At 72.4% G+C, this 25,268-nt stretch carries 22 protein-coding genes; 18 read left to right on the top strand and 4 right to left on the bottom strand.

Translation table 11 applies throughout. The features are described 5' to 3' along the window. Positions 1-20 precede the first annotated feature (20 nt). The 6 genes from flhA (at position 21) to EOE48_RS06580 (ending at position 4,689) form a co-directional block, all read left to right on the top strand. The gene (flhA, locus tag EOE48_RS06605) at positions 21-2,108 is read left to right on the top strand and encodes a flagellar biosynthesis protein FlhA (protein WP_127727988.1); all 2,088 of its coding nucleotides are present in this window, start codon (positions 21-23) and stop codon (positions 2,106-2,108) included. After that, a complete protein-coding gene (gene fliR, locus EOE48_RS06600; RefSeq protein WP_127727987.1) occupies positions 2,105-2,866 on the top strand; it encodes a flagellar biosynthesis protein FliR in 762 nt (253 codons plus the stop codon). Before flhA ends, fliR begins: the two co-directional genes overlap by 4 nt. A 3-nt stretch (positions 2,867-2,869) precedes the next feature. Then, positions 2,870-3,274, top strand: a complete 405-nt coding sequence (locus tag EOE48_RS06595) for a hypothetical protein (protein ID WP_127727986.1) — start codon at positions 2,870-2,872, stop codon at positions 3,272-3,274. Positions 3,275-3,385: 111 nt separating this feature from the next. Further along, positions 3,386-3,889 (top strand): rod-binding protein, encoded by a 504-nt coding sequence (locus EOE48_RS06590; RefSeq protein WP_127727985.1) that lies wholly within the window; start codon positions 3,386-3,388, stop codon positions 3,887-3,889. A gap of 5 nt (positions 3,890-3,894) precedes the next feature. After that, on the top strand, positions 3,895-4,233 hold the full coding sequence (locus EOE48_RS06585) for a flagellar protein FlgN (protein WP_246154001.1): 339 nt from the start codon (positions 3,895-3,897) through the stop codon (positions 4,231-4,233). A 9-nt stretch (positions 4,234-4,242) separates the two neighbouring features. Continuing rightward, positions 4,243-4,689 carry a hypothetical protein gene (locus EOE48_RS06580; protein ID WP_127727983.1) on the top strand — a complete coding sequence of 149 codons (447 nt, stop codon included), beginning with the start codon at positions 4,243-4,245 and terminating at the stop codon, positions 4,687-4,689. Positions 4,690-4,909: 220 nt separating this feature from the next. On the opposite strand, the gene EOE48_RS06575 is transcribed toward EOE48_RS06580, so the two are convergent. Continuing rightward, entirely contained in the window at positions 4,910-7,507 is a 2,598-nt protein-coding gene (locus EOE48_RS06575) for a heparinase II/III domain-containing protein (protein WP_246153999.1), read from the bottom strand. A gap of 240 nt (positions 7,508-7,747) precedes the next feature. Between EOE48_RS06575 and flgB the strand changes: the two genes are divergently transcribed. The 10 genes from flgB (at position 7,748) to fliP (ending at position 14,114) form a co-directional block, all read left to right on the top strand. Then, on the top strand, positions 7,748-8,131 hold the full coding sequence (gene flgB, locus EOE48_RS06570; RefSeq protein WP_127727982.1) for a flagellar basal body rod protein FlgB: 384 nt from the start codon (positions 7,748-7,750) through the stop codon (positions 8,129-8,131). Continuing rightward, positions 8,128-8,544: a flagellar basal body rod protein FlgC gene (gene flgC / locus EOE48_RS06565; RefSeq protein WP_127727981.1), complete on the top strand. Its 417-nt coding sequence runs from the start codon at positions 8,128-8,130 to the stop codon at positions 8,542-8,544. Before flgB ends, flgC begins: the two co-directional genes overlap by 4 nt. A 5-nt stretch (positions 8,545-8,549) precedes the next feature. Beyond that, on the top strand, positions 8,550-8,879 hold the full coding sequence (fliE, locus tag EOE48_RS06560; protein WP_127727980.1) for a flagellar hook-basal body complex protein FliE: 330 nt from the start codon (positions 8,550-8,552) through the stop codon (positions 8,877-8,879). A 13-nt stretch (positions 8,880-8,892) separates the two neighbouring features. Further along, positions 8,893-9,681, top strand: a complete 789-nt coding sequence (gene flgG, locus EOE48_RS06555; RefSeq protein ID WP_127727979.1) for a flagellar basal-body rod protein FlgG — start codon at positions 8,893-8,895, stop codon at positions 9,679-9,681. 11 nt (positions 9,682-9,692) lie between these two features. Continuing rightward, positions 9,693-10,298 carry a flagellar basal body P-ring formation chaperone FlgA gene (flgA, locus tag EOE48_RS06550; protein WP_246153997.1) on the top strand — a complete coding sequence of 202 codons (606 nt, stop codon included), beginning with the start codon at positions 9,693-9,695 and terminating at the stop codon, positions 10,296-10,298. Continuing rightward, positions 10,298-11,452: a flagellar basal body P-ring protein FlgI gene (gene flgI, locus EOE48_RS06545; RefSeq protein ID WP_127727978.1), complete on the top strand. Its 1,155-nt coding sequence runs from the start codon at positions 10,298-10,300 to the stop codon at positions 11,450-11,452. The genes flgA and flgI overlap by 1 nt, the downstream gene beginning before the upstream one ends. Further along, entirely contained in the window at positions 11,449-11,955 is a 507-nt protein-coding gene (locus EOE48_RS06540) for a MotE family protein (protein ID WP_246153995.1), read from the top strand. The genes flgI and EOE48_RS06540 overlap by 4 nt, the downstream gene beginning before the upstream one ends. Positions 11,956-12,090: 135 nt before the next feature. Further along, positions 12,091-12,786, top strand: coding sequence for a flagellar basal body L-ring protein FlgH (gene flgH / locus EOE48_RS06535; RefSeq protein WP_127727977.1), 696 nt, complete (start codon positions 12,091-12,093; stop codon positions 12,784-12,786). 55 nt (positions 12,787-12,841) lie between these two features. Continuing rightward, the gene (locus EOE48_RS06530) at positions 12,842-13,330 is read left to right on the top strand and encodes a flagellar basal body-associated FliL family protein (RefSeq protein ID WP_127727976.1); all 489 of its coding nucleotides are present in this window, start codon (positions 12,842-12,844) and stop codon (positions 13,328-13,330) included. Between the two features lies 1 nt (position 13,331). Next, entirely contained in the window at positions 13,332-14,114 is a 783-nt protein-coding gene (fliP, locus tag EOE48_RS06525; RefSeq protein ID WP_127727975.1) for a flagellar type III secretion system pore protein FliP, read from the top strand. Positions 14,115-14,331: 217 nt separating this feature from the next. Here fliP and EOE48_RS06520 read toward each other — a convergent pair whose 3' ends face one another. Further along, the gene (locus tag EOE48_RS06520; protein WP_127728043.1) at positions 14,332-14,943 is read right to left on the bottom strand and encodes a CatB-related O-acetyltransferase; all 612 of its coding nucleotides are present in this window, start codon (positions 14,941-14,943) and stop codon (positions 14,332-14,334) included. Between the two features lie 66 nt (positions 14,944-15,009). Here EOE48_RS06520 and EOE48_RS06515 point away from each other — a divergent pair, with 66 nt between their 5' ends. Beyond that, positions 15,010-17,349 carry an NADP-dependent malic enzyme gene (locus EOE48_RS06515; protein WP_127727974.1) on the top strand — a complete coding sequence of 780 codons (2,340 nt, stop codon included), beginning with the start codon at positions 15,010-15,012 and terminating at the stop codon, positions 17,347-17,349. A gap of 284 nt (positions 17,350-17,633) precedes the next feature. Here EOE48_RS06515 and EOE48_RS06510 read toward each other — a convergent pair whose 3' ends face one another. Then, positions 17,634-20,051, bottom strand: a complete 2,418-nt coding sequence (locus EOE48_RS06510) for a penicillin-binding protein 1A (protein ID WP_127727973.1) — start codon at positions 20,049-20,051, stop codon at positions 17,634-17,636. Positions 20,052-20,224: 173 nt separating this feature from the next. Then, on the bottom strand, positions 20,225-21,493 hold the full coding sequence (locus EOE48_RS06505; protein ID WP_127727972.1) for an N-acetylmuramoyl-L-alanine amidase: 1,269 nt from the start codon (positions 21,491-21,493) through the stop codon (positions 20,225-20,227). Between the two features lie 672 nt (positions 21,494-22,165). On the opposite strand from EOE48_RS06505, the gene EOE48_RS06500 reads away from it, so the two are divergent. Beyond that, on the top strand, positions 22,166-25,261 hold the full coding sequence (locus EOE48_RS06500; protein WP_127727971.1) for an Rne/Rng family ribonuclease: 3,096 nt from the start codon (positions 22,166-22,168) through the stop codon (positions 25,259-25,261). The last annotated feature ends 7 nt before the right edge of the window (positions 25,262-25,268 follow it).

Below are 25,268 nucleotides of genomic sequence, written 5' to 3'. Positions count from 1 at the left end.
TGAGCGGGGGCGTGTCCGGGATGGCGGTGCTGGGAGCGGTGGCGGCGGTGGAGCCGCGCTCGAGGCGGGACGTCGGCTTCGCGGTCGGCGTGGTCTGCATCCTGGCGGTGCTGTTCCTGCCGGTGCCGGCTTTGCTCATCGATGTCGGGCTCGCCTTCTCGATCGCCCTGTCGGTGCTGATCCTGATGGTCGCGCTCTGGATCCAGAAGCCGCTCGAATTCTCCGCCTTCCCGACCGTGCTGCTCATCGCCACGCTGCTGCGGCTGGCGCTCGGCATCGCCACGACCCGGCTGATCCTCGCCAACGGCCAGACCGGGGTCGACGCCGCCGGCCACGTCATCCAGGGCTTCTCGCAGTTCGTGATGAGCGGCGACTTCGTGATCGGGATCGTGGTCTTCGCGATCCTCATCACGGTCAACTTCCTCGTCATCACCAAGGGCGCGACCCGCATCGCCGAGGTCGGCGCCCGCTTCACCCTCGACGCGATCCCCGGCAAGCAGATGGCGATCGACGCCGATCTCAATGCCGGGCTGGTCGACGAGAAGGAGGCGCAGCGCCGGCGGCGCGAGCTGGAGGAGGAGAGCGCGTTCTTCGGCGCCATGGACGGCGCCTCGAAGTTCGTCCGCGGCGAGGCGGTGGCCTCGCTCATCATCATCGCGGTCAACATCTTCGGCGGCATCATCATCGGCACCACCCGTCACGGCATGGCGCTCGCCACCGCCGCCGACGTGTTCACCAAGCTGTCGGTCGGCGACGGCCTCGTCTCGCAGATTCCCGCCCTCATCGTCTCGCTCGCCGCCGGCCTGCTGGTGTCGAAGGGCGGCACCCGCGGCTCGACCGAGCGGGCGGTGCTCGGCCAGCTCGGCGCCTATCCCCGCGCCCTGATGGTCGCGGCCGGGCTGATGGGGGTGTTCGCCCTGGTGCCGGGCCTGCCGCTGGTGCCGTTCACCGCGCTCGGCCTGCTGATGGGCTTCGTCGCGGTCGTCATCCCGCGCCGGCGCGCCGCCGAGGAGGCCGAGGCGGTGCGCCGGCTCGCCGAGGAGGAGGAGGCGAAGAGCCAGGCCACCGCCCGCGATTCGGTCAAGGAGGCGCTGAAGACCCCGGAGGTCGAGCTGCTGCTCGGCCGCCAGCTCTCCGGCCAGCTCCAGAACTCCCGCGCCGAGCTCGGCCACCGGGTCGCCAAGATGCGGCGCAAGTTCGCGATCCAGTACGGCTTCGTCGTCCCCGACATCAAGCTCACCGACAGCCTGTCGCTGCCGCCGCGCTCCTACCAGATCCGCATCCACGGCACCCTCGCGGCGACCCACGAGACCCGGCCCGGCGAGGTGCTGGTGGTGGTCGGCGACGGGCCGATGCCGGACGTGCCGGGCGAGGAGGTGCGCGAGCCGGCCTTCGGCCTCAAGGCGCTGTGGGTGCTCGAATCCTACGGCCACGAGGTCCGCCGCGCCGGGCTCGAGCCGGTCGACGGCGCCTCGGTGATCCTCACCCACCTGTCCGAGGTGATCCGCAACAACCTGCCCCACCTCCTGTCCTACAAGGACATGCGCGGCCTCATCGACCGCCTCGACCCCGAGTACAAGCGCCTGCTCGACGAGATCTGCCCGTCGCAGATCTCGCAGTCGAGCCTCCAGGCGGTGCTCAAGCTGCTGCTCGCCGAGCGGGTCTCGATCCGCAACCTGCACCTGATCCTGGAGGCGGTGGCCGAGATCTCGCCGCATGCGCGCCGGGCCGAGCAGATCGCCGAGCACGTGCGGATGCGGGTGGCGCAGCAGATCTGCGGCGACCTCGCCGAGGACGGGGTGCTCAGCGTGCTGCGCCTCGGCAGCCGCTGGGACCTGTCGTTCCACCAGAGCCTCAAGCGCGACGCCAAGGGCGAGGTGGTCGAGTTCGACATCGACCCGCGCCTCGTCGAGCAGTTCGGCACCGAGGCCTCGGCGGCGATCCGCGCCCGCCAGAAGGAGACCCACGGCTTCGCCCTTGTCACCGCGCCCGACGCCCGGCCCTATGTGCGGATGATCGTCGAGCGCATGTTCCCGACCCTTCCGGTGCTGTCGCACCTCGAGATCGCCCGCGGCGTCGAGATCAAGTCCCTCGGGACGATCTCGTGAGCGCCTTCGCGCTGCTCGGCCAGAACACCGTGCTGGCGGCGTTCCTGATCTTCTGCCGCATCGGCGCCTGCCTGATGGTGGTGCCGGGCTTCTCCAGCACCCGGATCCCGGCCCAGATCCGGCTGTTCGTCGCCTTCGCGGTCTCCCTCGCCGTCGCCCCCGTCGTGCTGCCCGGCTTCCAGGCCCGGCTCTCCGATCAGGTCCCGGCGGTCACCCTGGCCTGGATCGTCGTCGAATCGCTGACCGGCTTCGTGATCGGGCTGCTCGGGCGGATCTTCCTGTTCGTGCTCGAGAGCATCGTCACCGCGATGGCGACGGCGGCGGGCTTCGGCGTCATCCCGGGCACGCCCCTCGAAGGCGAGCCGGTCCCGGGCTTCGGCGCCCTCCTGATGCTCGCCGCGACCGCGCTGACGTTCGCCGCCGACCTGCACTGGGAGCTGGTGCGCGGCATCGTCGATTCCTACGACCGCATCCCGCCCGGCAGCGGGCTCGGCGCGCAGGCGTCGCTGGTCCAGGTCACCGACCAGATCGGCGCGGTGTTCGTGATGGGCCTGCGCATCGGCTCGCCGTTCATCGCCTACTCGATCGTCGTCAACCTCGCGCTCGGCTTCGCCAACAAGCTCACGCCGCAGGTGCCGGTGTTCTTCATCGCGACGCCGTTCCTGATGGCCGGCGGCCTGCTCCTGCTCTACGCGACCTCGACGGAGTTCATGACCCAGTTCCTCACCGCCTACGCGTCCTGGCTGCGGCGGGGCTGAGGGGTGAGCGCCAAGGACCGCCTCGCCCGGGTCGAACGGCTGCTGGCGGTGCAGGAGCAGATGCGCCGCGCCGCCGAGTGGGAGCTCGCCGCGACCCGCCGGCAGGCCGCGGCGATCCGCGACTCGGAGGCCGAGCTGATGGCCCGGCTGTCGCAGGAGGGACCGCTGCACGGCCTCTTCCTCGACGCGGCCGCCCGACGGCTCAAGGCGCTCGCCCGCGACGCGGCGGCGGCCGACGCGCTGGCGGCGCGCCAGGAGGCGGCGGCGCGGGAGCATGCCCTGGAGCAGAAGCGCAGCGAGCGCCGCGTCGTGCACCTCGCGGCGGAGGGCCGGCGCGAGGACGAGCGCCGCGAGGCCCTCGAGCGCCTCGACGCCATCGTCGCCCGGCGCGCGCGCGCGCCCGAGTAGCGGCCGGGGCGCAAGCCTCCCTCAAGCCAGCCCGGCTAGACGGGAGGGGAGGGGCCGCCCCGGCGCTCGCGGCCCGCTCGTCGGATTCTCGTTCACGCCCCAGGGCCGGCCATGAGCATCAAACCGCTGTCGGACATCGTGCTGGACGTCGCGCGCGCCGCCGACCCCGCCCGCTACCAGGAGGCGGCGTCGCGGCTGTCGACGACCGGGACCGCCGGCACGTTCGACGACGCGATCCGCGAGGCCGGCCTGTCGACGCACATGCCGTCGGACGCCCGCGGCACCCTGACGACGCTCCAGAACGGCGCCGCCACGGCCGGGCCGGGGGCCAAGGCCGGCGGTCCCTACAAGCAGTTCGAGGCGTTCGTGCTGCAGAACTTCATCGAGTCGATGCTGCCGAAGAACGCCACCGCGGTGTTCGGCAAGGGCACCGCCGGCTCGTACTGGAAGTCGATGATGGCCGAGCAGGTCAGCGGCCAGATCACCCGGGCCGGCGGCCTCGGCATCGCCCGCATCCTCGCCGCCGGGCGCCCGGCCGGCGAGACCGCCGCCGTCGCCGGCACGGTCGCGGGCAGCGTCGCCTCCGGCCTCACCACCCTCAAGGCCGGCGGATGAGCGACGTGTCCGGACAGCTCACCGCCTCGCTCCGGCGGCTCGAAGCCACGATCGAGGCCGAGACCGAGTCCCTGGTCGCCCTGCGCCCGTTCGACCAGGACGAGGTCAACCGCCGCAAGGGCCAGAGCCTGCTCGAACTCACCCGCCTGTCGCGCCGCCTCGACGACGCGCCGCCCGAGCCGGAGGCGCTGGCCTGCCTCGGGCGGCTGCGCGCCAAGCTCGAGCGCAACCACGAGGTCGTGGCGATGCACCTGCGCGCCGCCCAGGAGGTGTCCGACATCGTCGCGCGGGCCCTGCGCGACGCGGATTCCGACGGCACCTACGCGCCGCCGGCCCGGCGATAGCGAGGCCCCATGCGCGTGCTGTTCATCGGATTGTGGATCTGCGCCGCCACCGCCCTGTCGTGCTGGGGCATCGTCACCTACGGCGCCGGCCTGCTCGGCCCGAAGGCCGAGCCCTACCTCGAAGGGCTGGAATACCAGAAGCTCAAGCCGATCAACGTGCCGATCATCGCCGACGGGGCGATCCAGGGCTACGTCGTGGCGGTGCTGGTGTTCACCGCCGACGCCAAGCTGATCCACACGCTGCCGGTGCCGCCGAGTTCCTTCGTCACCGACGAGGCGTTCCGGCAGATCTACGGCGACACCGCCCTCGATTTCCGCCGGATCGCCAAGTACGACGTCACCCGCCGCCTCGACGAGATCCGCACCAAGGTCAACCAGCGCCTCGGCGCCGACGTGGTCAAGGACGTGCTGATCGAGGAGTTCAACTTCGTGCCGCGCAAGGACGTAAAGTCGTAGGGGGCTACTCCCAGGGCCATCGCTTCGGCGATCGTCCTGTTGTCGCCCGAAGGGCGAGGCTGCAGACCGGGCGCGAAGAGCGCCCCGCGGAGCGGGTTCGAGGGGACGAAGGTCCCCTCGAACGCAGAGTGCAGCGAAAGCCAAGTGAGCGGATGCGAACGCCGGCGCTTGAGGCCAGGCAAGAAACAAGGGCCATCGCTCTGAAGCGATTGCCCTTGGGCTACTCCCCCGCCAGACGCCGCGCCACCGCCTCGCCCGCCACGAGCGCGGCGAGGCGCTGCTCGCGGGCCTCGTCGATGGCCACCAGCACGCCGCCGCAGACCCGGCCGCGGCCCGACACGGTGTAGCGCAGGAGGCTCGCCGGCCGGAGCGCGCCGGGGCGGCGGGAGACGAAGCCCTGGACCGAGCCGGGGCGGTCGTTGCGGCCGTTGACGACCTCCAGCCCGCCCGGCTGGCCGAGGATCGCCCGCGGCACGAGGCGCAGGCGCCGCTGCTCGCGGCCGGCGAGCGCGAGGCGGGGATTGGCGAGCGCCACCATCGCGTCGGGGGCGAGATGGAGCAGGCCCTCGAACCCGACCGGGCGGTCGCGGGTCTCGAACCGGTCGAACACCGCGAGCCCGCCGAGGTCGTCGAGGACGACGAAGATCCGGCGGTGGCGGTATTCCGGCCCGTGCACGCTGGTGGCGATCTCGTGCAGGACGGCGCCGTCGAGGCGCGTGGAGCCGACGAGCCAGCCGTTGCCCGAGCCCTGCTCGCGCCCGTCCGGATGGGCGACGTTGTGGCCGCGCGACGACAGCAGGTACTGGCGCAGCGCCCCGGTCTCGAACTGGCCCGAGCCCGCCGCCTCGACGATCCAGCGCGCGCCGCCGGTGGCGAACACGAAGGACGAGCAGTCGCGGTGGTCCTGGGCGCCCTGGCCGGCGAAGCCGCAGGCGAAGTGGCCCCAGCCGCGGCCGGGGGCGTCGTAGCGGGCGGCGATCACCCCGGCGGCCCCGGGCGCCGGGGCGCGGGAGGCGGCGCGCTCGGCCACCATCGCGCGCCCGTCGAGGGCCAGCAGCCGCCCGATCCAGCCGGCATGGTCGACGCCGTGCGGGCCGTCGCCGAACGGCGGCAGCCGCCCGCCGGGATCGAGCAGGCCGGCGAGCGCCGGCACCGCCGGCCCGGTCCGCTCGGCGAGGAACGTCGCGAGGTCGTCGCCGGCGAGGGCCGGGATCAGCACCCGCCCGAGCGTCAGCAGTTCGAGCCGGGCGTGCAGCGACGGCTCGGTGAAGGCGCCGTCCGGCCCGAGCAGGGCGTCGAAGCCCTCGCGCAGGGCGAGCCGGGCCAGGGACGACCAGAACCCGGCGAGCGGGCAGGCCGGCAGGCCGCGGCCGACCGCCAGCAGGGCGACCGCGGCGTGGATCTGGTGCAGCGAGCGGGCGAAGGTGTTCTGGCCGACGATCTCCGACAGGGCGAGGCCGTGGCGCACCACCTCGGCGGCCAGCAGCCGGGCGGCCTCGCCCTCCGGCTCCGCCCGGGCGAGCAGGCCGATCAGCACCTCGGCCCGGGCCGAGAGGGCGGCCGGGTGCAGGCTGAGCCCGTCGCTCGGCCGGCCCCACGGGTTGTGGCGCGACCACGACAGGGCGAGGTCGAGGGCGCGCTTCAGGCCGTCCGGCCCGGCCGCCATGGCGGCGAGCCAGGACAGCGACTGGTAGTCGAGCCGCCAGGCCGGCGAGCGGAACGGATCCTCGCTCCAGTCCGGCCGCTCCGGCAGGCGCCATTCCGGCTGTCCGGCGAGCCGCAGCGGCTGCCACGGGCCGAGGGGGGAGGCCGGGCCGCGCTGCACGGCGCTGGCGCGGTCGAGCACCGCCGGGGCGTCGTCCGGGCCGGCCGGGCCCCAGCTCTCCCCGGGCCGCCCGAGCCGGTCGGCGAGACGGGCGGCGAGGGTCGGGGCGTCGAGGAGGTCGTCGCCGCTGAGGCTCTCCAGCCGCAGCCGGTCGGCGAGGGAGACCTCGGGCGGGGCCAGCAGCTCGACCGGGTTGTCGGAATCCCACGCCGCAAAGCCGAGCCGCACCCGCGCGGCGCCGGGCGGCGGCGCCAGCTCCAGGGTGAAGCGTCGGGCCTGCCGGTGGGCCGGCAGGTCGACCAGGGCGCCGAAGGCCGGGGTCGAGACGATCTCGGGATAGGGCGGCGCGATCTCGGCGCCGTCGCCGTCGTGATAGGCGACCCGCACCAGGGCGGCGTTGTCGCCGGTCTCCTCGGCGAAGAGCTGGCCGCGCACGATCAGCCGCTCGCCGGGCACGAGGGCGTGGTCGAGCCAGTCCGGCTCCACCGCGAGGGGCCGGCGCCGGCGCGGCGGCATCCGCTCCTGCGCCGGATCGTGGGGGTGCAGCCGCGGCCGCGCGACCTCGAACGGCAGGGCGTTGCGCCACGAGCGCAGGCTGACCGCGACCTGCCGGGCCGGGGCCGGGACCAGGAAGGCGATCCGCACCAGCGCGGCCCCGGCGGCCTCGGCCCCGGCGGGCTGGTAGGCGGGGCCGGGGATCCAGGCGCTGTGCGGGTCCAGCAGGGTCCGGGTCAGGCCGGGGACGTGGTCGAAGTCGAGGCTCGACCCGTCCGGCGCCAGGAAGTCGAAGCCGGCGAGCACGAAGTCGGCCGCGGCCTCGGCCGGCTCGTCGGGCTCCCAGGCGAGGCGGCAGACGAAGCTGCACCACGCCTCCGCCGGCACGTCCCGGAAGGTCAGGGCGACCCGCGACCAGCGGTTCTTGGCCGGCACGGCGTGCGTGTCCTCGGCCGGGCCGGCGGCGGCCCCGCCGGCATAGTGCACCGCGGCGGGCAACAGGGGCTCCCGGGATGGGGAGACCGGATCGGGGGGCGGGACGTCGGTCGTCAGGGGAGGCGCGCGCGGACAGGAGGACTTGCGTCCGGCACCTGTTCGCCGCCCCGCAGAGGTTGTCAAGGCGCAGCGCCGCGGCGGGCGCGCTCACCCCGGGAACCCTCCCGTCACCGCCAGCTTCGGGCAAGATAGCGGACCTAGACCGGCACCAGCAGCAGCCCGCGTTCGGGCCCGGAGGCCGCGGTGTCAGGCGTCTACCTCTTCGATCTCGCCTCGCGGCAGGTCCAGTACCTCGCGGTGCGGCAGGCCGCCATCACCGGCAACATCGCCAACGCCAACACGCCCGGCTACCGGGCGCGGGACACGGTGCCGTTCGACCAGGTGCTGTCGCGGGTCGGCATCGGCATGACGACGACCTCGGCCGCCCACCTCACAAGCCAGGCCGCCCCGGTCGAGGCGAACCCGCTGCGGGCCGAGGCGAGCTGGGACGCCCTCGAGACCGGCAGCTCGGTGCGGATGGAGCAGGAGCTGATGAAGGCCGGCGAGGTCAACCGCCAGCACAGCCTCAACACCGCGGTGGTCAAGTCGTTCCACCGCATGCTGCTCGCCAGCGTGAGGAGCGCATGATCGATCCGCTGAAGCTTTCGAGCCAGCTCGCCGGGGCCGGGCTGGAGGCGCAGTCCCTGCGCCTGCGCATCGTCGCCGAGAACATCGCCAACGCGCAGTCGACCGCCTCCGAGGCCGGCGGCGATCCCTACAGCCGCAAGACGATCACGTTCCGCACCGAGATCGACCGGCTCACCGGCGCCGCCTCGGTCAGCACCCGTGAGATCGGCAAGGACAACGCCCCGTTCCGGATCGAGCACGATCCCGGCAACCCCGCCGCCGACAAGGACGGCAACGTCAAGCTGCCCAACGTGAACGTCCTCGTGGAGATGGCCGACATGCGCGAGGCCAACCGCTCGTACGAGGCCAACCTTCAGATGATCAAGCAGACCCGCGCGATGGTGGCGAGCATCATCGATCTCCTGAGGAGCTGACGGCCGTGATCGAAGCCCTGACCTCACTCGCGGCCTTCGACAAGGCCGCGCCGACCTCGTCCTCGGCGGCCGCCTCGCTGCTGCAGCGGGTGGCGACCCCGGCGAACCAGACCGCGCCGGCCGATTTCGGCAGCGTGATGGCCCAGCTCGCCGCCGGCACCGCCCAGTCGCTCAAGGCCGGCGAGGCCGCGTCGATCGCCGGCCTCCAGGGCAAGGCGACGGCCCAGCAGGTGGTCGAGGCGGTGATGTCCGCCGAGCAGAGCCTCCAGACCGCGATCGCCATCCGCGACAAGGTGGTGAGCGCCTACCTCGAACTCAGCCGCATGTCGATCTGAGGACAGAACACCGATGAGAGCGCTCGCGATCGCCGCCACGGGCATGAACGCCCAGCAGCTGAACCTCGAAGTCATCGCCAACAACATCGCCAACCTGAACACCACCGGGTTCAAGGGGGCGCGGGCGGAGTTCACCGACCTGCTCTACCAGGCCGAGCGGCTCCAGGGCGTGCCCAACCAGGCCGGCCAGGAGCCGGTGCCGGAGGGCGCGATGCTCGGCCTCGGCGTCCGGGCGGCGGCGATCCGCAACCTGCACCGCCAGGGCCAGCTCACCAACACCAGCAACCAGCTCGACCTCGCCATCAACGGCCGCGGCTTCTTCCAGATCACCAACGCCAACGGCGAGATCAACTACACCCGCGCCGGCTCGTTCAACAAGAACAACGCCAACCAGCTCGTCACGCTCGAAGGCTACGCCGTCGATCCGGCGATCACCATCCCGCCCAATACCGTCGAGATCGTGGTCAACGAATCGGGTCAGGTGTTCGCCAAGGTCGACGGCCAGCTCCAGCCGAACAACATCGGCCAGATCTCGCTGGCGAGCTTCGCCAACGAGGCCGGCCTGGAGCCCCTCGGCAACGGCCTCTACCGCGAGACCCCGGCCTCGGGGGCGCCGACCGTCGGCGTCGCCGGCGACCCCGGCTACGGCCGGATCCAGCAGGGCTACCTCGAAGGCTCGAACGTCGACCCGGTCAAGGAGATCACCAACCTCATCACCGCCCAGCGCGCCTTCGAGATGAACTCGAAGGTGATCCAGGCGGCCGACGAGATGGCGAGCACGGTCTCCAAGGGCATCCGCTGAGGAGGCATGCCGTGACGTCCGCGATCCTCGCCCGCCGCGCCGCCCTGGTCCTCGCCGGGATCCTGGCCGGGACTCCGGCCGCCGGCCTCGCCCCGGCCTTCGCCGGCCCGGCGGCGTCCCCCGCTCCGGCACCCGCGGCGTCCGCCGCGCAGGCACCCGCGGCGTCCGCCGCGCAGGACCTCCGGCCGGCGCCGGCCACCACCGGCGCCCTGTCGGCGGCCCCCGACCTGATTCTGCCGGTGCCGACGGTGACGATCTATCCGGGCGACACGATCCGGGAATCGATGCTGCGCATGCAGGCCTACCCGGCGAACTTCCGGGCCCGCGCGGCGGTGATCGACGCGCCGATGGCGATGGTCGGGCGCGTCGCCCGGCGGATGCTGGTGCCGGGCGATCCGGTGCCGGTCAACGCCGTCGACGATCCCCGTCTCGTCAGCCGCGGCGCGCCGACCCAGATCATCTTCGAGGAGAACGGGCTCGTGATCACCACCGTCGGCTCGCCGCTCCAGAACGGCGGCCTCGGCGAGATGATCCGGGTGCGCAACGCCGATACCGGCCGCATCGTCCTCGGGACCGTGCAGGCGGACGGGCGCATCCGCATCGGTGGCCTCAACTGATGCGCGCCCTCCTCGCCGTCCTGCTCGGCCTGCTCCTCATCGGGCCCGCCGCGGCCTCGACCCGGATCAAGGACGTCGCGGCGCTCAAGGGCGTGCGCGACAACCAGCTCGTCGGCTACGGCCTCGTCACCGGCCTCCAGGGCACCGGCGACACCCTGCGCAACACCCAGTTCACCGAGCAGTCGCTGCAATCGATGCTCGACCGGATGGGGGTGAACGTCCGCGACGCGCGCCTGCGCACCCGCAACGTCGCCGCCGTGATGGTGACCGCCGATCTGCCGCCCTACATCGGCGTCGGCTCGCGCATCGACGTCACGGTGACCTCGCTCGGCGACGCCTCGTCCCTGCGCGGCGGCACGCTGCTGATGACGCCGCTCGCCGGCGGCGACGGCCAGATCTACGCCGCCGCCCAGGGCCCGATGGCGGCGTCCGGCTTCTCGGTGCGCGGCGAGGCCGAGACCCTGACCCAGGGCGTCGCCACCGCCGGCCGGATCCCCAACGGCGCGCTGATCGAGCGCGAGGTGCCGGGCAGCTTCCGCGAGCTGCCCGAGCTGATCCTCGAACTGAAGAACCCCGACTTCAAGACCGCGACGCTCATCACCGACGCGATCAACGAATACGCGCTCCAGCGCTTCCGCCGCCGGGTGGCGGTGCCGCGCGACCAGCGCTCGGTGGTGCTCCAGAAGCCGCAGAACATCATCCCGACCCGGTTCGTGGCCGAGATCGGCGACCTGCTCATCAACCCCGACACCCCCGCCCGGGTGGTGGTCGACCAGCGCACCGGCACGGTGGTGATCGGGCGCAACGTGCAGATCTCGACGGTCGCGGTGACCCACGGCAACCTCACGGTGCGGGTGACCGAGACGCCGGAGGTGTCGCAGCCGAACGGCCCGGTCATCAACAACCAGACGATCGTCGGCAACGGCAACGCCGCCGCGGCGGGGGGCAATCCCGGCGTCGCGACCGTGGTGGTGCCGCGCACCCAGATCAACGCCGACGAGGCGGGCGGCAAGGTCGCGATCCTGCGCGGCTCCGACCTCCAGACGCTGGTGCGCGGCCTCAACCAGGTCGGCCTCAAGCCGAGCGACATCATCGCGATCCTGCAGGCGGTGAAGACCGCCGGCGCCCTCCAGGCGGAGCTCGTGGTGCAATGATCCGCGCCGTCACCCTGCTGGGCCTGCTCCTCGCCCTCGCCGCCCCGGCGGCGGCGCAAGAGGCGGGGCCGGCCACGACCGCGGCGGCTCCGGCCGCGCCCACCGGCGCCGCGAAGGCCCAGGCCTACTGCGCCGGCATCGCCGACGCGGCGGCGGATGCCCGCTTCGCCTGGCAGAAGGAGACGCTCGCGGCGCTCGAGAAGCAGGTCGAGGAGCGCATCCAGCGCCTCGAGGCCAAGCGGGCCGAGTACGAGGAGTGGCTGCGCCGCCGCAACGAGTTCCTGGCCAAGGCCGAGGCCGGAGTCGTGGCGATCTACACCAAGATGAAGCCGGATGCGGCGGCGCTCCAGCTCGCCAACATGCCGGAGGAGGGCGCCGCCGCCATCCTCACCAAGCTCAACGCCCGCGCCGCCAGCGCGATCCTGAGCGAGATGGAGGCCGCCCGCGCGGCCCAGCTCGCCCGCGCGATGGCGAACGCCGCCAAGAAGCCCCAGGAAGGCTGAGCGTCAGCCAGCCTGAGAAACACAAGCAAGGCTGAGCGTCAGCCAGCCTGAGAAGCACAACCAAGGCTGAGCCCCAGCCAGCCTGAGAAACCCCAGCAAGGCTGAGCCCGGCAGGGCTCGCACAGCGAGAGATCGATGAGACTAGCACTCGCCTGCGCGGCGGCTCTCGGGCTCGGGGCCTGCTCCAGCCTCAAGGAGGTCGGCCAGACCCCGACGCTCACGCCGATCGGCACCGGGCTCTCGACCCCGCGCGAGCCGCTGCCGGCGACCTTCGCCACCCCGAGCCGGCGCTCGTTCTACTCGACGTGGTCGCCGATGGCGTCCGAGCTGTACCAGGATCCCCGCGCCCGCAACGTCGGCGACACGATCACGGTCAGCATCCAGATCGACGACAAGGCGCAGTTCGACAACGCCACCGACCGCTCGCGCAGCCAGAAGTCGACCCTCGGCTTCGATTTCGGCTACGGCGTCTCGGCGCTGAAGGACGCGGCCACCGCCGATGTCGGCATCCGCTCGGGCACCTCGACCAAGGGCGAGGGCACGATCGACCGCAAGGAGACCCTGCGCCTGTCGGTCGCCGCCATCGTCACCGAGGTGCTGCCCAACGGCAACGTCCTCATCAGCGGCTCGCAGGAGGTGCGGGTGAACAACGAGGTCCGGGTGCTCACCGTCGCGGGCATCGTGCGGCCGCGGGACATCTCGCGCCGCAACACCATCGACTACGACAAGATCGCCGAGGCCCGCGTCTCCTACGGCGGCCGCGGCCGGATCACCGACGTGCAGTCGCCGACCCCGGGCCAGCACCTGTTCGAGATCCTCACGCCGTACTGACGCCCCATCGCCGTGCGACCACGGCCCGACCCGCCCCTCACCCCGGACGCATCCGATGGCCGCGAAGACCGACGAGACGACGAAGAAGCCCGGCAAGGGCTGGATCGCCGCCCTGGCGCTGGTGACGCTCGTCGCCGTCGGCACCGGCGGGGCGCTCGGCACGTACCTCGTCACGACGGTCGAGAAGGCGGTCGACCGCAAGAACCGCGACGACCACGACAAGGCCGCCAAGGTACTGACCTATACCGGCGACCTCACCCTGCGCAGCGTCGGGCCGGTGGTGACCAACCTCGCCGATTCCGCCGATACCTGGGTCCGGCTCGAATCCTCGGTGGTGTTCAAGGCCGGCAGCCTGCCGACCCCGGACGTCACCCTGGCCGAGATCCGCCAGGACATCGTCGCCTACATGCGCACCGTGTCGCTCGCTCAGGTCGAGGGGGCGAGCGGCCTGCTGCACCTGCGCGAGGACCTCAACGAGCGGGTCGCCCAGCGCACCAAGGGGCAGGTGCGCGAGCTGATCCTCGAAACCGTGATCGTGCAGTAGCGTGACCGTTCCCTCGACGGTTTCCGCGCGCGGGCGCCTCGGCCGCCTCGCGGCCGTGCTCGTCCTCGTCGCGGTGCCGGGCGCCGCCCTGGCGCAGGGCGCCACCGGCCTGCCGGCCCTCGACGCGCTGCTGCCCGCCGGCAACGGCGCGGCGAGCGGGCGCATCATCCAGCTCGTCGCCCTGCTCACCGTGCTGTCGGTGGCGCCTGGCCTGCTCGTGATGATGACGAGCTTCACCCGCTTCGTCGTCGCGCTGTCGTTCCTGCGCTCGGGCCTCGGCCTCCAGAGCACGCCGGCCAACCTGTTCATGGTCAGCCTCGCGCTGTTCATGACCTTCTACGTCATGGCGCCGACCTTCGACCGCGCCTGGCAGGAGGGGGTGCGCCCGCTCTCCGAGAACCGGATCAGCGAGGAGGAGGCGTTCGCCAAGGTCGTCGACCCGTTCCGCGAGTTCATGGCCAACAACGTGCGGCCGAAGGACCTCCAGACCTTCGCCGACCTCGCCCCGGCGGGCCTGCCGCGGCCGCAGGAGGGCCAGAAGATCGACCTGCGCATCCTGATCCCGGCCTTCATGATCTCCGAGCTGCGCCGCGGCTTCGAGATCGGCTTCCTCATCGCCCTGCCGTTCCTCGTCATCGACATGATCGTGGCGACGGTGGTGATGTCGATGGGCATGATGATGCTGCCGCCGACCGTGATCTCGCTGCCGTTCAAGGTGCTGTTCTTCGTCCTGATCGACGGCTGGAACATGCTGGTGAGCGGGCTGGTGCGATCGTATTTCTGATACGATTTTCGATTGACCGCTCGGCGATCCCTGCGGGATCGTGGCGATTGCTGCGCAATCGCTGACGCGACGCGAAAATCGGCTTTGCTCAGGCGCCGCGCGGGCCGGTCATACGGTTTTTGGACGAATCGTCCAAAAACCGTATGACGATCGAAGCCGCCACAACCCCTCCCGCGCAGGGTCGCCTGGGGCCGCCCCTTTGCCGGTGGGGCTCGCCTCAAATGGCGACCGACCGCTCCGCCCGCAGCAGCGCGATCAGTTCCTCCGCCCGCCCGCTCTGCAGCAGCGGCACCAGCGCCCGCACCCGCGCCGGCGGCAGGTCCCACCACGCGGTCTCGACCAGCGCCGCTGCGACCTCCGCCGGGAAGCGGTGGCGCACCACCCGGGCCGGGTTGCCGGCCGCCACCGCGTAGGCCGGCACGTCGCGCGTGACGACCGCGCGGGCCGCCACCACCGCCCCCGGCCCGAGGGTGACGCCCGACAGGATCAGGCAGCCCGAGCCGAGCCAGACGTCGGCGCCGATCGTCACGTCGCCGCGGCCGACCTCGTGGTCGGGCGGCACCGGCAGGTCCGGCCACAGGCCCTCCAGCGCGCCGAACGGATAGGCCGACACCCAATCGGTGCGGTGGTCGCCGCCGAGCAGGATCTCGACCTTGTCGGCGATCGAGCAGTAGGGGCCGATCGTCAGTCGAGCGCCGGATCCGGCGAAGCGCACCTTGGGCCTGCCGTAGGAGAACGCACCGATCGCGAAGCCGTGCCGGCGCGCCAGTCCGGCGAGGTGCCGTTGCGTCTCGTTGTGAGGGTTGCGCCCCGGGAGGAGGCGGTGCAGGAAACCGGTCACGCCAGGTCGAACGGGCCTGCGGCGAGGATGCGCGCGATCCGAGGAGGGAACGCTGTGAGCGGCAACATGTCGGACGATCTCAAGAGTGGCGCGCTCTTCTATCACCGCAATCCGCGCCCCGGGAAGCTGGAGATCCAGCCGACCAAGCCGCTGGGCAACCAGCGCGATCTCGCCCTCGCATATTCTCCCGGCGTCGCCGCCGCCTGCGAGGCGATCGCCGCCGATCCCGACGAGGCCGCGACCCTCACCGCGCGCCAGAACCTCGTCGCCGTGGTCTCGAACGGCACCGCGGTCCTCGGCCTCGGCAATATCGGACCCCTCGCCGCGAAGCCCGTGATGGAGGGCAAGGCGGTCCTGTTCAAGAAGTTCGCCGGCATCGACGTGTTCGACGTCGAGCTGGCCGAGAACGACGTCGACAAGCTCGTCGACGTGGTGGCCGCCCTGGAGCCGACCTTCGGCGGCATCAACCTGGAGGACATCAAGGCGCCCGAGTGCTTCGAGGTCGAGGAGCGCTGCCGGGCCCGGATGAACATCCCGGTCTTCCACGACGATCAGCACGGTACCGCGATCATCGTGGCGGCGGCCGTCCTCAACGGTCTCGAACTCGCCGGCAAGCCGCTGTCCGAGGTCAAGATCGTCACCTCGGGCGCCGGGGCGGCGGCGCTCGCCTGCCTCAACCAGCTCGTCTCGCTCGGCGCGCGGCGCGAGAACATCTTCGTCACCGACATCGAGGGCGTGGTCTACGAGGGCCGCACCAGCCTGATGGACCGCTGGAAGGCGGTCTACGCCCAGCCGACCCAGGCGCGGACGCTGGCCGAGGTCATCCCCGGCGCCGACGTCTTCCTCGGCCTCTCGGCCGGGGGCGTGCTCAAGCCCGAGCTGCTCGAGCAGATGGCCGCCAAGCCGATGATCCTCGCGCTCGCCAATCCGTATCCGGAGATCATGCCGAACCTCGCCGAGGAGAAGCGGCCGGACGCGATGATCTGCACCGGCCGGTCGGACTTTCCGAACCAGGTCAACAACGTCCTGTGCTTCCCCTACATCTTCCGCGGCGCGCTGGATGTGGGCGCGACCACGATCAACGAGGCGATGAAGGCGGCGGCCGTGAAGGCGATCGCCGGGCTCGCCCGCGAGACCCCCTCCGACGTCGTCGCCCGCGCCTATGGCGGCGAGGCGCGGCCGTTCGGCCCGCACTCGCTGATCCCGAGCCCGTTCGACCCGCGGCTGATCCTGCGCATCGCGCCCGCGGTCGCCAAGGCCGCGATGGAATCCGGCGTCGCCCGGCGCCCGGTCGAGGATCTCGACGCCTACGCGGAGTCGCTCGACCGCTTCGTCCACCGCTCCGGCTTCATCATGAAGCCGGTCTTCACCAAGGCCAAGCAGGACCCGCGCCGGGTCATCTACGCCGAGGGCGAGGACGAGCGCGTCCTGCGCGCCGTCCAGGCGATCGTCGAGGAGGGGCTGGCCAAGCCGATCCTGGTCGGGCGCCCGAACGTGATCGAGACCCGCCTCAAGCGGTTCGGCCTGTCGATGCGGATCGGGCGCGAGTTCGACCTCATCAACCCCGAGGACGATCCGCGCTACCGCGCCTACGTCTCGACCTATCTCGACATCGCCGGCCGCAAGGGCGTGACGCCCGACGCCGCCCGCACGCTGGTGCGCACCAACACCACGGTGATCGGGGCGCTGGCGGTGCGCCGGGGCGAGGCCGACGCGCTGATCTGCGGCCTGGAGGGCCGGTTCGACAGCCGGGTCAAGCACATCCGCGACATCATCGGGCTGGCGCCCGGCGCCCGCGACTTCGCGGCGCTGAGCCTGATCGTGACCTCGAAGGGCGCCTACTTCATCGCCGACACCCATGTCCGGCCCGACCCCAGCGCCGAGGAGATCGCCGACGTCGCCATCGCCTGCGGCGAGACCGCGCGGCGCTTCGGCCTGACTCCGAAGATCGCGCTGGTCAGCCACTCGGATTTCGGCTCGTCCGACACGCCGTCGGCCCGCAAGATGCGCCACGCCTTCACGCTGATCCGCGAGCGGGCGCCCGACCTCGAGGCCGACGGCGAGATGGGCGCCGACACCGCCCTGTCGCAGATGATCCGCGACCGGGTGCTGCCGGGCTCGCGCCTGAAGGGCGAGGCCAACGTGCTCATCATGCCGAACCTGGATGCCGCCAACATCGCGTTCCAGTTCTCGAAGGTGCTGGCGGACGCGCTCCCGGTCGGCCCGCTGCTGCTCGGCCCGGCCAAGCCGGCCCACATCCTCACCCCCTCGGTGACGGCGCGGGGCATCGTCAACATCACCGCCGCGGCGGTGGTGGAGGCCCAGGGCGAGACGGTCGCCGGCGCCGTGTCCGAGACGGCCGCCGAGACCGGGACGCCGCTGACGTCGGAGTGAGGGTGGGGCGGGCGGGCCGAACCCTCCCCCCTCTGCGGGGGAGGGTGCCCGGCGGAGGCCGGGCGGGAGAGGGGATGCCGTTTCCGGAGAAGCCGCGACCTGGGTCAAGGCCGCCACGTTCTGAACCGTCGCGTTCCCCTCTCCCGGCTCGCCGCGCTCGCCACCCTCCCCCGCATAGGGGGGAGGGTTGGGCTGCGGCATCTCGAAAGGTTCGACACTAAAAAACCGGCGCGGGAGCGCTCCCGCGCCGGTTCCGTTCGTACCGAGCCTCTCGGCCCTGCCCGTCAGTACAGCCCGCCCGCCTGGGCGGCGCGGTCGGCGTCCGGCGGGGCCGCGCTCGCCGCCGGGGCGCTCGGCGGGGCCGAGTAGGCGTCGGGCGGGGCGGTGCCGGGCTTGAACGCCTCGAGGACGCCGCCCTCGCCGCCGGCGCGCTGGCCCGAGGCGAGATTGACCCGGATCAGCTTGATGCCCGGCGGCACCCGGAACGGGGTCGGCGGCTTGTCCTTGAGCGCGACCTTCAGGAAGTCGCGGGCGATCGGCGCGGCGAGCCCGCCGCCGGTGGCGCGGTCGCCGAGCGAGCGCGGCTTGTCGAAGCCGATATAGATGCCGACCGCGAGGTCGGGCGAGAAGCCGACGAACCACGCGTCCTTGGCGTCGTTGGTGGTGCCGGTCTTGCCGGCGAGCGGCTTGCCGATCTCCTTCAGGATCGTGGCGGTGCCGCGCTGGACCACGCCCTCCATGATCGAGGTGATCTGGTAGGCGGTGAGCGGGTCGAGCACCTGCTCGGAATCGTCGACCAGCTTCGGCTCGTCCTGGCCCGACCACTTCTCGGCGTCGCAGCCGATGCACTTGCGGTTGTCGTGGCGGTAGATCGTCTCGCCGACCCGGTCCTGGATCCGGTCGATGAGGGTCGGGCGGATGCGCCGGCCGCCATTGGCGAGCATCGAGTAGGCGGTGACCATCCGCATCACGGTGGTCTCGCCGGCGCCGAGCGACATCGGCAGCACCGGCAGCATGTCGTCGTAGACGCCGAAGCGGCGGGCGTACTCGGCGATCAGCGGCATGCCGACGTCCTTGGCGAGCCGCACCGTCATGAGGTTCTTCGAGTGCTCGATGCCGTAGCGCAGGGTGTGGGGGCCGCCGGACTTGCCGTCGTAGTTCGACGGCGTCCACGCCTCCTGGCCGGGACCCGCCTCGATGGTGATCGGGGTGTCGAGCACGATCGAGGACGGGGTGTAGCCGTTGTCGAGCGCCGCCGAGTAGACGATCGGCTTGAACGAGGAGCCGGGCTGGCGCATCGCCTGGGTGGCGCGGTTGAACTCGCTCTCGTCGTAGGAGAACCCGCCGACCATCGCGTGGACGCGGCCGGTATAGGGGTCCATCGCCACGATCGCGCCGGAGACTTCCGGGATCTGGCGCAGGCGGTAGGTGGTGCCGGCGCCTTCCAGGCGCTCGACATAGACCACGTCGCCGGGGTTGAGCGCCGAGGCGATGCCGCGGCCGGTCCAGCGCACGCCCTCGGCGGTGATGGTGCCGGTCTCGCGGTCCTTCGACACCTGCCCCGAGCTCTCGCGCCGCGGCTGGAGGCCGATCTGCGCCCGGCCGCCGGAGGTGTCGAGCACCACCGCGAGCCGCCAGGGCTGCACGTCGCCCAGCGCCGGCACCTCGGCCACCGCCATGCCCCAGTCGCGCCCGGCGAGGTCGACGCGGGTCTGGGGGCCGCGCCAGCCGCGGGCCTGGTCGTAGCGCACCAGCCCGTCGATCAGGGCGCGGCGGGCCTGGGCCTGCATCTTCGGGTCGAGGGTGGTGCGCACCGACAGGCCGCCCTCGTAGAGCTTCTTCTCGCCGTAGCGCTCGGAGATCTCGCGCCGGACCTCCTCGGCGAAGTAGTTCGCGCTGGCGGTGTTCGGCGAGACGCTGCGCGGGTTGACGCCGAGCGGCAGCTTGCGCTCGGCCTCGGCCTCCTCGCGGGTGATGTACCCGTTCTGGGCCATCAGGCCGATGATCTCGTTGCGCCGCGCCAGCGCCGCCTGGGTCTTGCGGTAGGGGTGGTAGTTGTTCGGGCCCTTCGGCAGCGCCGCGAGGTAGGCCGCCTCGTGGATCGTCAGCTCGTGGACCGACTTGCCGAAATAGTCGAGCGCGGCCGCCGCGATGCCGTGCAGGTTGCGGCCCGGCACGATCGTGCCGAGGAAGATCTCGTTGAGGTAGAGTTCGAGGATCTTGTCCTTCGAGTAGGTCGACTCGATGCGCAGCGCGATCAGCGCCTCGCGGATCTTGCGGTCGAGGGTCTGCTCGTTCGAGAGCAGGAAGTTCTTGGCGACCTGCTGGGTGATGGTCGAGGCGCCCTGCTTCTTGCCGCTCGACGCGTTGGTGACGATGGCGCGCACCACGCCCTCGGGGTCGATGCCGTTGTGCTTGTAGAAGTTCTTGTCCTCGGCCGACAGGAAGGCCGCGACGACGATCTTCGGCATCGCCTGGATCGGCAGGTAGAGCCGGCGCTCGCGGGCGTACTCGGCGAGCAGGCTGCCGTCGGCGGCGTGGACGCGGGTCATCACCGGCGGCTCGTAATTGGCGAGCGCCGCGTGGTCCGGCAGGTCCTGCGAGTACTTCCAGAAGAAGTAGCCCGCCGCCGCCGAGCCGATGACCACCACCAGCGCGGCGATGCTGAACAGGAAGCCGAAGAAACGTAGGACGAAGCGCATCCGAACCCGATCCGTCGATGGTGCCGCCGCGGGGGCGGGAGGTTGCGCCTCGTGGCGACCACCGGCAAGCCTCGTCCGCGGGCCGGAAGGGCACGGGGCGGGGGCGGCGGATCACGGGGCGTCGACGGCGTCTATCGACACGGGATCTATGGTGAAACTGGGGCGTCGCCGGGTCAGCGCGAGGCGGTGGTCGCCCGGCCCGGCGGAACCGCGCTCTCGGCGAGCGCCGGGCGGGCGCCTCCGCGGCCGGCGAAGAACGTCTCGATCGCCGAACTCATCTCGGCGGTGACGCGCCCGCGCCACTCGTCGGAGAGCAGCAGATCGAGGTCGCGCTGGCTCGACAGGTAGCCGAGTTCGACCAGCACCGAGGGCACGTCTGGCGAGCGCAGCACCTTGAACCCGGCCTCGCGGTGGGGCTTGGCGCTCATCTCCATCACGCGGCCGAGGCGGGTGCGCAGACCCTGCGCGAACCGGGCCGAGAAGCCGCGGGTCTCGCGCAGGGTGAGTTCCTGCAGGATGTCGGCGACGTCGCCCGGGCCCTCGCCGGCATCGGCGCCGGCGGCGGCGTCGGCCCGGTTCTCGCGGTCGGCGAGGCGGGCCGATTCGGCGTCGGTCGCCCGCTCCGAGCCGGTGTAGATCGTGGCGCCGCGCACCTGCGGCGCCGCCGAGATCGAATCGGCGTGGATCGACACGAACAGGTCGGCCCGGGCGTCGCGGGCGATGCGGACCCGCTCGGCCAGCGGCACGAACACGTCGCTGTCGCGGGTCATGCGCACCCGCAGCCGGCCGCCGGCTTCCAGCCGGCGCACGAGGTCCTGCGCCACCCCGAACACGATGTCCTTTTCGAACGCGCCGTTGGCCGCGATCGCGCCCGGATCGGTGCCGCCGTGGCCGGCATCGACGATGACGAGCGGGCGGGCGTCGCCGGTCTCGGCGGCGGGGGCGGGCGCCGCCTCCGGGGCCGCGGCCGGGACCACCGCGGCGCGGCGGAAGCCGTCGCGGTCGCTGCGGGCGAGGTCGATGGTGAGCAGCGTGGCGCCGTCGCGCGGCCGCGGCGCGGTGGCCACCCGCGCGATGGTGGCGGGCTGGGCGAGATCGATGACGATGCGCGAGCGGCCCGGGGCGAACAGCCCGTAGCGGTAGGAGCCGATCAGCCCCTCGCGCCGCCGGCCGGATTGCGGCGCGAGCTGGAAGTTGACCTCGGGCAATTCGATGATCGCCCGGTCGGGACGCTCCATCACGAAGGCCCGCGCCTCGACCGGCTTCGACAGCACCACGGTGAGGCGGGTGCCGTTGTCCGGCCCGGCCGCGACCTCGGCGGCGATCGCCACCGCCGGCAGATCGGGCACGACCGCCGGGGCCGCCGCCGCCGGCACGGCGAGCAGCGCCCAGGCGGCGAGGAGGACGCACAGGAGATGGCTCGGGCAGGCGCGTATCGGCATGGCTTCGCGGCTCGTCGACTTCCCCCGTACGGGATTGCCCACGCGTGGTTAACGCTTCGCAAACCCGCCGGATCACGCCGTTCCGCGATGTTGCTCACAGGGCACAAGCGAGCCTCGCAGGATCCCGCTTGCCAAGGCCGAGGAACACTCTTTAATGATGGTGATCCCTGCCCGATGCCGCCGGTCTTCCGTCGCGGCCCGCGGGCTCGCCCGGACACCTCGTTGTCCGCGGCGTCCGTCGCCGGCTTTCCGCCAGGCGGCAGGTCCGCCAGGCCGGGCAGGAATCGCCTTCGCCAGCGGCGGCGTTCTCGTTGAGCGTCTCCGCCCGTTTCCAAGCGGTCGGCCCTCGCGCCGGCCCGTCGTTTCGAGAGGTCGGTGGGATCATGCGCGGACGCACAGCCACGGATTCCGTTGCTGCCGTCCCCGGCGCGCGCGATCGGCGTCGCGCCCGTCCGCGCTTCCTGCCCCCGGCCTGTGTCAACCCCTCGCGCGCAGGCTTGCGCGCAGCGGCGTTTGACGGCAGCCCCAGCCCGACACCCCCTGCCGCGACCCCTCGGTCGCGGCCAGACAGCGCCGTTGCGGTCGGAGGCGCCTTCCTGCGGGAAGTGCGGTTCTCCGCGGCACGGTCGGATCCCGCGACGCTGCCGCCACTCGCCATGCCGAAAGAACGTCATGGCCAACAAGATGCTCATCGACGCCGCCCACCCGGAAGAGACCCGGGTGGTGACGGTCAAGGGATCGAAGGTCGAGGAATTCGACTTCGAGGCGGCTAACCGCCGCCAGTTGCGCGGCAACATCTACCTCGCCAAGGTCACCCGGGTCGAGCCGTCGCTCCAGGCCGCCTTCGTCGAGTACGGAGGCAACCGCCACGGCTTCCTCGCCTTCAGCGAGATCCATCCCGACTACTACCAGATTCCGATCGCCGACCGGATGGCGCTCCTCGAGGAGGAGGCCCGGGCCGAGCGCGAGCACGAGGAGCGCCCCGAGCGACCGGCCCGCGAGCAGGACGAGCGCCGCCGCCGCGGACGCCGCCGCCGCCGCGCCGAGCCCGCCGCCGCCCGCCCCGATGCCGTCGTCACCGCCCCCGCCGAGGGGCTGGAGCCGGAGGAGGGCGAGCGCCCCGCCGCCGAGACCGCCTCGCACGAGCACGACCACGACACCGTGGCGCCCGACGCCGAGGCGCGCCCGGTCGAGAGCGAGACCGAACACGCGGTCGCGCAGGACGCCGCCGGCGGCGAGGCGACCCCGGCGCAGGACGACGCGCCGTCGCACGCGGCCGGGGACGCGTCCTCGCACGAGGTCGAAACGGTCTCGCACGAGCCTGCATGGTCGCACGAGGCCGGGGCGGCCTCGCACGAGGTCGAGGCCGAGCCCGCACCGGTCGCGGTCGAACCCGACGCCCCCGTCGCCGCAGAGCCGGTCCACGGCTCCGCCGGCATCGCGCCGGAGCAGGACGCCGCGGCCTCCGAGGGCGAGACCGCCCTGCCGCAGCCCGTCGCCGCCTCCCAGCCCGTCACCGACAAGGACGAGCCGGAGGACGAGGACGATTCCGACGAGGATGACGACGAGGACGAGGAGTCGGACGACGATGACTCGGACGACGACGAGGAGGATGACGAGGACGGCGACGACGAGCACGACGAGGAGCACGAGGAGCCGGTCGTCGAGCAGGTCGGCGGCCGCGGCGACGCCCTCGCCGAGATCCCGGACCGTCCCCGCGCCCCGCGCCGGCACTACAAGATCCAGGAGGTCATCAAGCGCCGGCAGGTCATCCTGGTGCAGGTGGTCAAGGAGGAGCGCGGCACCAAGGGCGCGGCGCTCACCACCTACCTGTCGCTCGCCGGCCGCTACTCGGTGCTGATGCCCAATACCGGGCGCGGCGGCGGCATCTCGCGCAAGATCACCAGCGCGGCCGACCGCAAGCGCCTGAAGGAGATCGCCACCGACCTCGAAGTGCCGGACGGGATGGGCGTGATCCTGCGCACGGCGGGCGCCTCGCGCACCAAGCCGGAGATCAAGCGCGACTTCGAGTACCTGATGCGCCTGTGGGAGAGCGTGCGCGAGCTGACGCTGTCGTCCTCGGCCCCGGCGCTCGTCTACGAGGAGGGCTCGCTCATCAAGCGCGCCATCCGCGACCTCTACAACAAGGACATCGACGAGGTCCTGGTCTCGGGCGACGACGCCTACCGCGAGGCCCGCGACTTCATGCGGATGCTGATGCCGGGCCAGTCCAAGGTGGTGCGGCCCTACCGCGACCCGGTGCCGGTCTTCGCCCGGTTCGGGGTCGAGCAGCAGCTCGACGCGATGTTCTCCAACCACGTCTCCCTGCGCTCGGGCGGCTACCTCGTCATCAACCCGACCGAGGCGCTGGTCTCGATCGACGTCAATTCGGGCCGCGCCACCCGCGAGCACGACATCGAGGACACCGCGCTCAAGACCAACCTGGAGGCCGCCGAGGAGGTGGCGCGCCAGTTGCGCCTGCGCGACCTCGCCGGGCTCATCGTCATCGACTTCATCGACATGGAGGAGAAGCGCAACAACCGCGCCGTCGAGAAGAAGCTGAACGAGTGCCTGAAGAACGACCGCGCCCGCATCCAGGTCGGCCGGATCTCGCCGTTCGGCCTGCTGGAGATGTCGCGCCAGCGCATCCGCACCGGCGTGCTCGAATCCTCGTCGGTGCCGTGCGCCCATTGCGGCGGCTCGGGCTTCGTGCGGGCGACCGCGTCGGTCGCGCTGCTGATCCTGCGGGCGATCGAGGAGGCGCTGCTCAAGTCGAGCAGCCATAACCTGATCCTGCGCACCCGGACCGAGGTCGCGCTCTACATCCTCAACCAGAAGCGCGCCCATCTCGCCGAGCTGGAGGCCCGCTTCGGCGCCGCCGTCATCATCGCGGCCGACGAGCGGCTCGCCGCGACCTCGGTGTTCCACCTCGAGCGCGGCGACCCGGCCCAGCGGCTGGAGCCGCGGCCGCAGGCGACCAGCATCCGCGCCGAGGCGGTCGAGCCGCCGCCGCTGGAGGAGGACGACGAGGAGGACGAGGTCGTCGAGGCGATCGAGGAGGTCGAGGAGACCGCCGAGGCCGCCGCACCCGAGCAGGCCGCCGCGAACGACGACGAGAACGGCGGCCGCCGCCGCCGCCGCCGTCGCCGCCGCCGGACCCGCGGCGAGCGCGGACCCGACGAGGAGGGCCAGAACGAGGCCGAGGGCGACGACGAGGACGAGGACGACGCCGTCGCGGAAGCCGCGGTCTCGATCCCGATCACCGAGGACGGCGAGGCCGTGGCCGCGCCGGACGATCGCCCCGGCGCCGACGAGCGCGACGACGGCCAGGGCCGCCGCCGCCGCCGCGGCCGCCGCGGCGGGCGGGGGCGCGACCGGATCGAGGAGGCCGGCGGCACCGTCGGCGACGAGATCGTCAGCAGCGCCGACGCTCCGGCCGAATCGACCGTGGTGACCCTCGTCCCCGACTCGCTGTCGGAGGAGATCGTCGCCGTCGGCGAGATCGCCGGGCCGTCGCCCGAGGCCGTCGCTCCGGCGCCCGGCGCCGAGACGCCCGACCTCGTCGCGGCCGAGCCGAGCGCCCACGAGCGCGAGGCCCTCGCCGCCGCGACGATCGAGGCACCCGAGGCCGCCCCGGAGCCCGCTCCCGTCGAGCCCCCGGCACCCGAGCCTGAGCCGGTCGCGGTCGTCCTGACCCCGTCCGATCCGGACCGGCCGAAGCGGGCCGGCTGGTGGTCGCGCACCAAGGCGGCGATCGGCAACGCCTGACGTTCCC

Origin of the sequence: Methylobacterium oryzihabitans, assembly GCF_004004555.2 — a bacterium.
Classification (GTDB): domain Bacteria; phylum Pseudomonadota; class Alphaproteobacteria; order Rhizobiales; family Beijerinckiaceae; genus Methylobacterium; species Methylobacterium oryzihabitans.
Note: the sequence above shows the minus strand (reverse complement) of the source record. Positions and strands in the feature narration are given on the sequence as shown.